The 13,346-nt window shown below is 36.1% G+C and carries 10 protein-coding genes; 5 read left to right on the forward strand and 5 right to left on the reverse strand.

Annotation, left to right across the window (positions count from 1 at the left end; all coding sequences use genetic code 11):
• Positions 1-115: 115 nt before the first annotated feature.
• The 5 genes from IQ247_RS01890 (at position 116) to IQ247_RS01910 (ending at position 4,909) form a co-directional block, all read left to right on the forward strand.
• Positions 116-1,759: an acetolactate synthase large subunit gene (locus IQ247_RS01890; RefSeq protein ID WP_193916477.1), complete on the forward strand. Its 1,644-nt coding sequence runs from the start codon at positions 116-118 to the stop codon at positions 1,757-1,759.
• 181 nt (positions 1,760-1,940) lie between these two features.
• A complete protein-coding gene (locus IQ247_RS01895; protein WP_193916479.1) occupies positions 1,941-2,867 on the forward strand; it encodes a tetratricopeptide repeat protein in 927 nt (308 codons plus the stop codon).
• Positions 2,868-3,018: 151 nt separating this feature from the next.
• A complete protein-coding gene (locus tag IQ247_RS01900; RefSeq protein WP_193916481.1) occupies positions 3,019-3,456 on the forward strand; it encodes an arsenate-mycothiol transferase ArsC in 438 nt (145 codons plus the stop codon).
• Between the two features lie 13 nt (positions 3,457-3,469).
• A complete protein-coding gene (locus IQ247_RS01905; RefSeq protein ID WP_193916483.1) occupies positions 3,470-3,841 on the forward strand; it encodes a DUF7980 family protein in 372 nt (123 codons plus the stop codon).
• A gap of 705 nt (positions 3,842-4,546) precedes the next feature.
• The gene (locus IQ247_RS01910; protein WP_193916485.1) at positions 4,547-4,909 is read left to right on the forward strand and encodes a hypothetical protein; all 363 of its coding nucleotides are present in this window, start codon (positions 4,547-4,549) and stop codon (positions 4,907-4,909) included.
• 154 nt (positions 4,910-5,063) lie between these two features.
• Here IQ247_RS01910 and IQ247_RS01915 read toward each other — a convergent pair whose 3' ends face one another.
• The 5 genes from IQ247_RS01915 to IQ247_RS01935 all read right to left on the reverse strand — a co-directional run bounded on the left by IQ247_RS01915 (position 5,064) and on the right by IQ247_RS01935 (position 13,285).
• Positions 5,064-5,861, reverse strand: a complete 798-nt coding sequence (locus IQ247_RS01915; protein ID WP_193916487.1) for a hypothetical protein — start codon at positions 5,859-5,861, stop codon at positions 5,064-5,066.
• Between the two features lie 412 nt (positions 5,862-6,273).
• The gene (locus IQ247_RS01920) at positions 6,274-8,919 is read right to left on the reverse strand and encodes a DNA translocase FtsK (RefSeq protein ID WP_193916489.1); all 2,646 of its coding nucleotides are present in this window, start codon (positions 8,917-8,919) and stop codon (positions 6,274-6,276) included.
• Positions 8,920-9,128: 209 nt separating this feature from the next.
• Positions 9,129-11,228, reverse strand: a complete 2,100-nt coding sequence (locus IQ247_RS01925) for an ATP-binding protein (protein ID WP_193916491.1) — start codon at positions 11,226-11,228, stop codon at positions 9,129-9,131.
• A gap of 42 nt (positions 11,229-11,270) precedes the next feature.
• Positions 11,271-12,110 (reverse strand): transcription factor RcaD, encoded by an 840-nt coding sequence (locus tag IQ247_RS01930; protein ID WP_193916493.1) that lies wholly within the window; start codon positions 12,108-12,110, stop codon positions 11,271-11,273.
• A gap of 227 nt (positions 12,111-12,337) precedes the next feature.
• Positions 12,338-13,285 carry a glycosyltransferase family 2 protein gene (locus IQ247_RS01935; RefSeq protein ID WP_193916495.1) on the reverse strand — a complete coding sequence of 316 codons (948 nt, stop codon included), beginning with the start codon at positions 13,283-13,285 and terminating at the stop codon, positions 12,338-12,340.
• Positions 13,286-13,346 lie beyond the last annotated feature (61 nt).

Below are 13,346 nucleotides of genomic sequence, written 5' to 3' on the forward strand. Positions count from 1 at the left end.
GATTTTGGATTGAAAAATAAGCCCTAATATATCATTCAGGGGATAATTTTAAATCCAAAAATGTCCAATCCAAAATCCAAAATCTAAAATCTAAAATCTAAAATGGGGAATCACAATGGATACAGCAGAATTACTAGTTAAATGCTTGGAAAATGAAGGGGTGCAATATGTATTTGGACTCCCCGGTGAAGAGAATTTACACGTTTTGGAGGCTTTGAAAAAATCTTCGATTCAATTTATTACTACCCGTCACGAACAAGGTGCGGCTTTTATGGCTGATGTCTACGGACGTTTGACTGGTAAGGCTGGGGTGTGTCTTTCTACACTTGGACCTGGTGCCACTAATCTCATGACAGGGGTAGCAGATGCTAATTTGGATGGTGCGCCGTTAGTAGCAATTACCGGACAAGTGGGAACCGATAGAATGCATATCGAATCCCATCAATACTTAGACTTGGTAGCAATCTTTGCTCCAGTAACTAAGTGGAATAAACAGATAGTTCGTCCAAGTATTACACCGGAAATTGTCCGCAAAGCCTTTAAACGAGCGCAAAGAGAAAAACCGGGTGCAGTACATATTGACTTACCCGAAAATATCGCCGCAATGTTAGTAGAAGGTAAGCCTTTACGTAAGGATAATGAAGAAAAAACTTATGCTTCTTTTGCGAGTATTAGAGCGGCGGCGGCGGCAATTTCTCAAGCTACCAATCCAATAATTTTAGTTGGTAATGGAGCAATTCGTGCTAAAGCTAGTGATGCGGTAACTCAATTTGCTACCGACTTAAATATTCCGGCCGCGAATACTTTTATGGGTAAAGGAATAATTCCTTATACTCATCCTTTAGCTTTATGGACTGTAGGATTGCAGCAACGAGATTTTAGTATTTGCGGTTTTGATAATACCGACCTAGTAATTGCAATTGGCTACGATTTGATTGAATTTTCGCCGAAGAAATGGAACCCCGATGGTAATATTCCGATTATTCATATTGCTAGCAAATTAGCAGAAATCGACAGTAGTTATATTCCTCAAGTAGAAGTAGTAGGTGATATAACTGATTCCTTAAATGAAATTTTAAAAGTAGCAAATCGAGACGATAAAGCTCAACCTTACGCAATTAAACTCAGAGAAAATATTCGTGCGGATTACGAATATTACGCTAAAGACGAAGAATTTCCGATTAAACCACAAAAGTTAATTTACGACTTACGACAGGTGATGGGACCAGAAGATATTGTAATCTCTGATGTGGGCGCACATAAAATGTGGATTGCCCGTCACTACCACTGTCATAGTCCCAATACCTGTATTATTTCTAATGGTTTTGCAGCCATGGGAATTGCAATCCCCGGTGCTTTAGCCGCAAAATTAGTTCATCCCAACCGTAAAGTTGTCGCTGTCAGCGGTGACGGTGGTTTTATGATGAACTGTCAAGAATTAGAAACAGCTTTACGAGTTGGTACCCCATTTGTAACGCTGATTTTTAATGATGGTGGTTATGGATTAATTGAGTGGAAACAGGAAAATCAATTTGGTGAAGGTAAAGCATCTTTTATCAAATTTGGCAACCCCGACTTTGTTAAATTTGCCGAAAGTATGGGATTAAAAGGTTATCGAGTTGAATCGACTACCGATTTTGTGCCTATTCTTAAAGAAGCTTTAGCACAAGATGTCCCAACAGTAATTGATTGTCCCGTGGATTATCGAGAAAATATGCGCTTTACCAAAAAAGCCGGGGATTTAAATTGTGCGGTGTAGGTACCGGAGAATAAATATTTATCAGATTTGAACGCGAAAAATGTAGAGACGTAGCATTGCTACGTCTTTACTAAAATTGAAATATTCTGAGATTTACGAGCAAATGTATTTATTCACTCTTGAAAAATCCTTCCATCGATAGTTTTCTAATAAAAAAGTCAAAAAAGGGTTTTTATCTCTGATGGATGAAAAGCGTCTCCAAGTTTATTTTGAAATCATAAATCAGCTACTTACAAACGCCAGTAGCGAAGAAGAAGCAACAACTTTGAATGCTGAACCCCAATATGTTGATGCTGGTTTAGTACAAACAATGATAGAAGTCGCAAAAGGCTTTTCTCAAGAAGGTAATGAAGATATTGCTGAATTTTTGCTCAGTGCTGCAACTCAGTTAGCTGATGTTTTGGAATTATCTTTAACAGATTTTGGTGCAGAAAATCAAAATGACTTATTAGTACAAGCATTATTAGTTACCGAAGAAACCGAAGGTAGTCCCGAAGTTGTCTACCCTTTACTACACAAAAATATCGAACTACTTGATGATAAATTTGCTGAAGTCTTGCGAAATTGGGTAATAGATGCAATTTCTCAGTCAAGTACCGAACAAGGAGAAGACATCGCTGCAACTATTGGTATTTTCAGCAGCTTGATTCAGGAATTCCCTTTGGGTAAACGGGTTCATAATCTAGAAATTGCGATCGCAGGTTATGAAAGCATACATTCCCTATTTACTCATGACAAATACCCCGAACAATGGGCTGCAACTCAGTATAATTTGGGAAATGCTTACGGGGATAGAATTAATGGAGAAAAAGCCGAAAATATCGAAAAAGCAATTCATTGCTACCAATCTGCACTAAAAGTCCACACCCGCGAAACCTATCCCTATGAATGGGCAATGATTCACAATAATTTGGGTACTGCTTATAGTAACAGAGTTAAGGAAAATAAAATGCAAAACCTCAACAAAGCCAGTCATCATTACGAAACTGCATTGCTAGTTCATACCCAACAAGCTTATCCTGATGAATGGAAAATGGCTCAAAACAACCTCGCAGCAGTTAATCAACAAAAAGCACAGAGAATAAACATTCATCAGAGTAGGGATTAGCAAGTAGAGATAAGGCTTTGTGTCTACAATCAATTCTATCCTTTTTCAATACAAATATTTAACCGGACATGACATAAGACTCAATATTGAACATTGAAAATTTGCAGTATACTTCCCTATTCCCTATCCCCTAAAAATTTATCATGAAATTATGAAACAAGTATTATTTCTGTGTACAGGTAATTATTACCGCAGTCGTTTTGCTGAGAATTTATTCAATCATTTAGCTGCCCAAAAAGGTTTAGATTGGCAAGCTGATTCCCGTGGTTTAGCACTCGAACGTGGTACTAATAATATTGGTGCAATGTCTCACTATGCTGTTGCAGCTCTCAAGGAACGTGGAATTATTATATTACCAGAAGAACGCTTTCCTAAATCCGCAATGGAAGAAGATTTCCAAAAGTTTGATTTAATCATCGCTGTTGATGAATCGGAACATCGTCCTTTAATGCAAGAACGTTTTCTTCCGTGGATGGATAATATTGAATATTGGTTAATTGATGATATTGGTGAAACTTCTCCACAACAAGCTCTTGGAGAATTAGAACAAAAGGTACTAAAATTAATTGAAAAATTAATTAATAATTGACGGCTTTCAATTTATGTTCAAAAAAATTAAAGGTTTTTTATTCCTAGGTGTTGGCTATATGCTTTCACCTTTGTCTTGGTGGAATGACTTATTTTTTAATTTACCGATTGCTTATTTTTTCGGCTATCTTGCTAGTTGGATTTCTCCAAATTTATTCTTACCTTTTACAATTATCGGATATTGGATATCAAATATTTTAGGTATCCTGATGATGCAAATCGGCGCTTTAGATATGTTTTTCGAGCAAAAATCAAAGAATCTTAAAAAAGATTTACTCATTGGATTACTCTCTTCAACTATCTACACTTTACTGATTGTAGGATTGGTATATTTTAATATCCTCGAACTTCCTTCTTTTTTAAATGCAACAACACCTAATTTATGATATAATACAAAAATACTCATTTTTTGTTCTATAATTATCTCTTGTTTCTGCGTCTGGGGCAGTTTTTTTGATCAATAATCTTCTGTTCAAAAGGAACTAATACATTTATTATCCTTTAAACACTTAAATAAATAACTAATTAACTATAAATCGAATCAATATAAGTTTCGTTAAAAAATGATGACAAAGAATATTTCCATACAATATAATTAGTATAATTGCTGACATATAATATGTATTTGGTTCCCATTGATGGCGGCTTTTGATTTTTTAAAGTAAGGTTAATAACCTTGCTTAAATTATTGATCGCACATAGAGTTATACATTGCTTAATTTAACGTGAATTCGATGATAACTATTAGTTGTCGGGTTTTTTAGTGTGAGTATCTGTAACACCCTTACAACTCTGATCAAAACCCGACTTCTAGATCCAATTGTCGTAGCACTTTGCATATCCTAGCAGGGTACTCACATTAATGTATAACCTCTAACCCTAGATTTCTCACAAGTAAGTGGTAAGCGTTGAGTGGCGGATTGATTTTCCCACTACTCACTAATCACTACTACTTCCAACTTCCTTCTTGGTTGTGAGAAATGCGGGTAACGCAGCCTATCAATGGGAATTCAAATAATAGCTAAAATACTGCGATCGCAATATTTTGCTGAGTATATAGTTACACAAAAGTCTAAGTCGTAATAATGTATATGAAAAGGCAAATTCTTAGTACAACAATTGTGATATCTACAGTTTTATCAAGTAACTTTTCAGGTTTAGCCAGTGCGTTGAAGCGGGTTATAGGGATTGAATATCAAGCTATCAAACCACAAAATTCTATTGATGCAATGTTAAATCCCGAACAGGGTGGTATTAGACCAATGCCACCACCACCACCTTGGATTCCTCCAGTGGAAGAAGGGATGATAAATAAAATGCCACCAGCTAGACCTAAAGCTGGTTATAGGGATTATACACCAATAAGACATTTACCACCATCGGCACCTTGGATTACTCCCACCATTGAAAATGACAGTCAATTACCGAGAGAACAATCTTTTCCTATTCGGTAATATTAGGGTTATTTGTAAGATATTTAATACGTTTAAAGTTGAAATTTTATGCGGAATTTGGAAAAGTTTTTTATAAAATCACAAGTCGGGTTTTTTTTAGAAACCCGACTTCTCTGTGTCATTTGAGATGTAGCCTATTGCTACGTCTCTTCAATTAATTACGCCATTTTTCGCTCCAAGCACCCGTAACATTAAACCCTCCTGTTACAGGAGTTAATTTCACTGAACCGTAAGCAAATGTATTACAAATTGGTCCAAAAGCTGAATTGCAGATATCGCTAGCACCGTGACCTGTATTACCACGAGTACCGAGATGAGAGTAAGTATTTCCTTCCCAATTACCGTTACCAAACCAAGTCATATTTCTGCTTCCTACACGCAGTACACAACGTAAACCAGAACCATTACGGTTTCCTGCGAGGTCAGAAACTTGATATTCGTCAAAGTAATTTCCACAAGTTTTCGGTCTAGATAAAGGCTTATAGGAAGTGGATTGTACTGGTATCCATTCTTCATTCCATGCACCCGTTACACGAATTCTCGAACCAGGTAACAACTGTATTTCGAGATTACGGTCAAAGCTACCGTTGAAATACTCTCCATTACCATGCATATCAGAAGCAGAGCCAATTAGGCTATTACCTTGATAAAATGCGTGTCCTACGTGTCGATAGGTACTACCACTCCAATTTCCTTCACCATACCAAGCGATTTTAGGAAGACGGTTTGTTCTAGTACCCTGAGCAAATTTTACGCAACGAATACCTTGACCTTGTGCATTACTCAAAGACTTAACAACATAAGTTTTTGTATGAGGAGCGCAGGTAAATTTTGATGCGGGATTAATTTTAAAATTAGGTGTGGGAATAGAAAATTGAGCGAGAGCCGCTGATGCTGTAGAAAGGATTACTATACTACCGAAAACTGTTGTTTTAATTACTTTACCGAACATTTGGAGACCTCACGAATAAGTTTAATTCTTTCTGTTATCTAGATACGTCTGGTTCCAAATATTTATGCAGCAATTTATCAAATTATTTTTACTTTTATACGAAATCCTTCGGTTGTTATAAAAGACTAATTATGTATATAAAGATAATTATGACTACTTTCACACTCGGTATGATGGTTAAAAAATTTGTAGTGCGCCAACGCACTATCCCGGACTTGATCACGAATGTGAAGGTAACTTAACTCATATCTTGCACCATAGAAACCTATCGTTAAAATAATTACTAATTGTTTGACTTCGTTTCTACCCGCCTGGGACTGCAAGTCCCAGTCTGATAGTAGAAGTCCATTAAAATGGACTAAAAATACTACAGCTTTAGATTAGTTATATTTTTATTTATATTTTTGATTAATTAAGTAATTATGCGGCTCTGTGTAAGATATAAGTTAATATTTTTCGCAAATAAACTTTGTAACCGATGCAATTTAGAGCCTACTTGGTATAGCAAATCACCCTTTCCTAAGAGATAAGCAGCAGCGTTTTCTTTACCACCCAAAATAATTCTAGAATCGGCTTCGCTAGCGGTACGTAAAGCAACTCTTCCAGGTAAATTCGAGCGGATTATCGGTGTAACTACTGAAGCATCGGGACGTTGAGTAGCAATAATTAAGTGAATTCCGGCAGCGCGTGCTTTTGCACCCAAACGTTTGATACTTTTTTCTAAGGCTGTACGAGATTCCTTTTCAGCCATAAAATCGGCATATTCATCAAAAATACAGACAATGCGGGGTAAAGGCTTCTGGTTCGCTTGATTGTAAGCAGTTAAATCGTTACATCCAGCAGTTTCAAAACGCTGATAACGCGATTCCATCTCATTTACCAAATCTTCCATCAACGCGATCGCAGTATCGCTATCTTTAACGATAGGCGAATATAGCCACGGCATTTTCTCGAATTCGGGAAAAGTAACTCGTTTGGGATCTACCAAAGCGATTTGCAGATGTTGCGGTGAATAACGAACTAGTAAACTGAGAAGTTGCGATCGCAAAAATTCGCTTTTACCGCTTCCAGTTGTACCACCGACTAAAAAGTGGCAGGTATTAGGATCTGATAAATCCGCTTCTACTAATTCTCCTTCTAAATTCACCCCGATAGCAATTTTTACTGATACAGAATTAGGTAATTTATCTGACTTTATATAATGATCAAAAATAGCAGCTTGTCGATTGGGATTGGGTAAATCAACGCTGATATATCCAGCCTGTGGTTCAATTAGCGGCGGATTTTCCAATCCCATTTGTACCTGTAAATCTGCGTATAGCTTCTGAATAGCATTAACTTTTACACCTAATTGCGGCTTTAGTTTCACTCGAATAAAACTAGGAGCAACAACAGTCCCAATCAAATCTACATTAATTGCAAAGGATTGTAAAGTTGTCACCAACTCTTCACCAATTCCATCAGCATCAACCAATACCTCTTGATTTCCTTCCTCCGCGCCCTCTGCGTCTCTGCGGTTTTTTAATCCGTAATCTTCTGCTGTTACAGAGGAGTTGTCATCTTTCTTTACAGAAACTTGATCAGAATCTACCCCATCACCAAAATAACTTTGACATTTCTGCTGTTGCGGACAAATTTCGCATAAATAAGGCTGAGTTGTCGGTGGTGGTACCTCCAGAGGTGGTTCCGAAGTTAACCATTCCTGCATTTGTTGTAATTTGTGGGGAATCAACTGATGTATCGTATCTTTCAACTGTTCCCAGTCATAATAATATTCTTTGAACTCCGGTAAAACGCAGTAAACCGCCGAATCTACAGGAACTTGCTGCTTTTGTTGCAACATATAACTATATAAAGAAACTTGGGCTAATTGCGCTGATGGATCTACAGGTTGATAGGTTTTAAACTCAATTACACACAAACGTTTGCGTTCCCAATTGTATACCAAACAGTCCAATTCTCCCCGAACTTGTTGTTGGCTTCCATTGGGTAAATCAAAATAATGTTCTAATTGACGTTCTTGTGAAATAAAAGTATTACGAATCAGGCTTTCTGCACTGCAATAGCGTCTATTTACGAGCAGAATTTCAGCAAAGCGTTGAATTATACCTCGCAAACCTTGCCAAACTTGCAACATTGGTTGAGCTTTACTACCATCTTTTACAACAATTTTTTCCAGGTAAGGTGAAAACTTAACTTGAAAAAAAATCTGCTGCATTTCTTGAGCAACTGCTTCTATTTGTAACTGCGATGATTCTGGTTTAAATAATTGCTGAAATTTTGGTTCAACAAGTGCTAAATTAATAAATTCATCTGCTAAATAATGGAAAATTTTACCGATTCCAGTTACAGTATCGCGGGGAATAAATAGCGTTTTACCGCCGAATTTATCGCCGAGATAAAACAGACGCGGACATTCAAATGCAACTCGAACTTTAGTGACGGTTAAAGATGAACTATCGGTTTTTTTAGTAAATTTATTTGTATTAGCTGTCATATTAAAAATATTATTTTCACCTTCTGAATTAAATTCTAATAAACTGCGATGCACGGCAGCTAGATAAACCGTATCCATAGCCGCATAATGTAACTGTTTTTGTGTCAGAGGACGTTTTCCCCAGTCGCTAGCTCCTCCATCAGCATCTACATTAGTAAAGTTGCACAATTCTGTTGCAAGAGTTTTGAGTTTTAAATTAGATGTTTCTAAAACTTTTTGAGTAATCTTACGAGCGATTTTCAACGTACAGGTAATATTAGAGGCTAACTTTTCTCCTAAATATCTTAAATCAAAACTGGCATTGTGAAATACTTTTTCAATCTGGGGATTAACCATAATTTGGTCAATAAAATATGTGGCTAAATCTGGTTTATCCAACACATCGAGAATATAAGCCGATTCACCCGTTGAATCTTTAGGGTTAGCTAATACCTGAATTAAAGAGAGTTTAGGATTTGCAGTTCGACAGTTAGCAATTTCTGTATCTAGCCATAATATTTTAGACGAACGAAATTGATTAATTTGGGTTTTTATTTGTGTTTCATCTGTTAGGTAGTGCATTGAGATAATATATTTATTAAATATGATTTTTAAGAGTAAATGGCAAATTGAAATAAACGGCGGTTGAAACCGCTTCTACATAGGCAAAGTCCACCTGCGTGGACTATTTATTTATAACCCGCGCAGGCGGGTTTCGTTTGTGTAGCAGCGGTTTCAACCGCCAGATATTAAACCCGCCAAATTATCAAATTCCATTCCCTACATACCCCCTAAACATTCAACAAAATCAATTGGTCTTGTAATTTTTTTTCGGTGTTAATAATTTTAACTTTTTTCTCTTCACATAAAGATTGAATTAGTAATTTTACATCACTTTCACTCACATCAGAAAACTCAGTTGTACAATTTGAAATTAAAGTATAAACTGCCATACATTTTTCAGTTTTGACAAGATTAAATAAGAAATTATTGACAGGTCTCCAATCTCTTATAGTTTGATTTCTACCTTCTTCTTTTTCTTCTGTAGGATTTACTTTTGCAATAATTTCTAAACTCTGTAGTAAAGTACATTTATCTAAAAATTGAGATTCACGAACCAATGATTGTAGTTCTGGCAAATTAATTGTTTTACCACCAATGACTAACTCATGAGCTAAAGCAGCATTGACCAAACTATGATACGTAGCTAATACATGAACAGAAGATAACTTGGGCTTAATATGGATATTTTGAGTACCTGTGAATATCTGCTGATACAGTTGATAACCTTTGAGCTTTCCATTTCCAACATTACTAATTCTAATCAGATATAGTTTGTCACAAAGCTGATTTTGAATTGCTTTAAGAGAAGCATTCATAATATTAAAGAAACTGGTCATATTAGAATCTTCCGTCCAAACTATTCCTACCCTTTCGCGTTTACCAGGCTGTAAATAGCTCAACGAATAACCGGCATATTTACCACTAATAAGCTTTTGTTTAATTCCTTGTACTTGTAATGCTTCTAAGGCTTCTTTGAGATTACCAATTAAATCAGGTGCTGATAATAGAGTAATTTTAGAGATTTTCTCCTGAATTTTATTATATTCTTTTTGCCATATTAATTCAAATTCCGCTGCAATTGTTGGCTTGTCTTTCGCTGCTTGTGTCGTCGTGATAACTAACGGAGGTTTATCTTGCCCTGGAATTTTAATGCCAATTTTAACGTTTTTAGCGCTTTCTTCTTGTCGCGGTATTGCAGTACTATCTATCAGCGATAGTTTATATCTGTAATACTCGTTTTTTGCTATAGTTAGTGCATTTCTTGGTAGTGTTTTACCACCGAGAAAACTTTCGGTTAAAAATTGCCGAGTTAATGGGAAAATAGCTGATTTCGGCTGTGAATCTGCTTGTTGATGTAACGGTTTTAGCTGGTAAGCCCAAAGTGCTTCTACTTGCTCTAAATTAATATTTTTTAATTTTAAAGCTTTATCAATTCGAGCTTTGTCTGCTGAATTATTAATCTGGTCGGAATTTCTTTTCCATGTATTAGTAATAATGCTAATAATAACTAAAAAGTTTTTCAGATAGCTATTATGAATAGTTGTGTTGACATTGAATAAAGATTGAAAATCCTGAGAACCATCGGGGTTACGAGGAATATTATCTAAATTGTCAAAACATAAAACAATCGGTTGAGTTTGAGTTGAAATTCTACTAAGATTTGCCAAAATATTTTTAGCCGCGTCTTCTGAATCAATGCATCTGCTAACTTTTAAAGCCTGCATTGACTCTTCGCTTAAGTCATCTCCCCGCAACCACTCGCAAGCGATGGGATATAATTCTGGGATTGTTAAATCGTACAGTACACCAAAAAAAAAGTCGGGATTGTAGAGTCCAGCTATGTTATAAGTCCTTTTGAGATGTTGAATAAATTTACGGCGATCGCTCTGCAAAAACAACCAACTATTATTACTTTTCGTAAAGGCTGATAAGTTTTTCAGCCACAACATCAACTGCGACTCTTGCTGTCCTTCCGGAGTTTGAATTAAGCTATCAACGGTAGAACGTAAAACGTGTCTCCAGATATAATCGCTATTAGCCCAAGGACCGATATAAGCAAAAAAGGCTTTAGAATTAAGAGTACGCTTGAGCCGACCTAATAAATAACTTTTACCAGAACCGGAGTCACCAAAAAGTAACAATGTACGGCTACGATTATCTTTAATAACTAAATCGAGAAATCCTTCAACTTCAGTTATTACCTCTTGATGAATTGAATCAACGCTGTTACTTGAATCTTGTTTTTCTTCCCAAAAGTTACCTGGTTTGGGATTTATGAGACCAAAAGGATTGACCTCACGCTGAATAATCTTATCGATAGATGTCATGATTAAACTATGGTGTGAGTAGCGAATCGAAATAAAAGATAGCTATTCAAATGAGATAAAGAACAACGGACCACCGATATTTTGTACGATACCAGCATCAATTTGTTCGGGAGTAAAAGCGTTAGCTTCTTGCAAAGTACTTAATTCAATTTTGTCGTCAGCTTGCAAGCGATAAAGTGCTTTATCTAACTCATCCCGCGACAATGGGGGTTGTAATTTTTCCCGCAAGTAGAAAATAGGTAAATAATTTCTAGTACCTATTTCCTTATCTAATTTCTGAATGATTTGTAAAATATCTTCGTCAGTAATATTAGTAATCTCTACAGTAGACTCCGTAGTAATACCTGGTTGTTCCGACTTCATCTGTAGAGTTTTCCGTAAAAAACGCAGGTAATTATTTAATAAATCCAAACTGAGGGTAGGATTAGCCCCTTTCTTAGGGTTGTAATCATCTCGTAAAAATTCAATTCCTCGCTCAGTTAGCCATACCTCAGCTTTCGTCTTTTTAATTTTGATTTCAGTTTCAATCAATCCGCGACTGCTCAGACTTTTTAAAATCTCTTCTTTTTCAGCAGCTTTCAACGAAGATTTTATTTTACTCGGTGCTACTTTACCTGAAGCTTTACCGACATTCTCTAATATCTTAAGTTCTTTATCCTCAATCGGAATTTCTGCTGCATCAAGTTTCAATAAAGCTTGACCGGGAGGTAAAATTTTGACAGATGCAATCTCGCGAGAGTAATCGATGATATCGCGATCGCCCAAATTTTGGCAAATTGTGTTTTTACCTTTAAATGACGTGAAAACCTTGCCGCTCAAGGTCGTGCGGTAGTTTTCGCACCCTAATAACTTAAGTAAAAACTTTAATTCGTTCGTATCCATACGGGTAATCTTGCCTGTATATCAGTCAGCACTACCTGACAGCAAAGGGTATAAATTTGTTTCCTTTTTTTATTTTAATGAGATGTACTCGCTTACGGCAAAATTAGTTATTAAAAATAGTAAAGATGGACGACTCGAATCCACCTTTTATATCTAAATATTTCTGATATTGCTAAATACGGGTATGAATTTAGATTTTGAGACGTTGCACTGCAACGTCTCTACACTCACCCTTTCACTTTCCGCAAAACATCAAATGCTTTACCCCTAACACTTACAGGTAACAAAGATAATCCCAACCCAGTCCATGCTTTAGCAGTAGAAAAAGACTTTCCTTTCTTAACCAATTCTCTTCCTTTTGCGGTTTCACCAGTTTCAATTAACCGCAAACCTAACAATAATTGTGTTTCTTGTAAACGCTGTAATCTAACTTTTTCTAACTTTTCCGAATCAAATTGATAGCTTTGTAAATACTGCTGTTTATCTCTTAAATAAGGAATTGCGCGATTAATTCCTTGCTGTTGTGCATGAACTCGATATTCCATTAACAATTTTGGTAGATAATAACCTTTTTTCCCAGCCAAAGCTAACCGTACAAATAAATCATTATCCTCACAATTTTGCCAATTTGGCTGCATAAACCCGACTTCAACTACACTTTGACGACGAAATAAAGTTGCACCAATTTGAAAACTTTGATTCACAAATACAACTTCTAATAAATTCTCTACCACACCTTCAATTAAATCTTTCCTTCCCCAACGACGAGAATTTTCCTCAGTTTTAGCTTCATCTCGTACATTATTAATATCAATTATCCAATGGTCAGTACCAACAAAATCTATTGTAGAATCTTGCTCAAGTATGCTAGAAGTTTCCGCGATAAAATCCGGGGTTAATCTATCATCATCGTCAAACTTAATAAAATAATCCCCCGTCGCTGCATCAAAACCAGAACGCATATTATTACTTTTCCCAATATTCTGGTGATGTCGGATATATTTAATCCGATTATCTTGATACTTTGACATTAAATCCGCAGTTCCATCACTAGAACCATCGTCACAAACAATCAGTTCAAAATTTTGATAAGTTTGTTGAAGTACACTTTCAATCGCGAAAGGTAGTAAATCAATACGGTTAAATGTCGGAATACAAATACTAACTTTAGACATAATAAAAGGAGTTAGGAGTTAGGAGTTATGAATTGTAGAGACGTAGCAATGCTACGTCTCT

The organism is Plectonema cf. radiosum LEGE 06105, from assembly GCF_015207665.1.
Lineage (GTDB): Bacteria > Cyanobacteriota > Cyanobacteriia > Cyanobacteriales > Nostocaceae > Rivularia > Rivularia radiosa_A.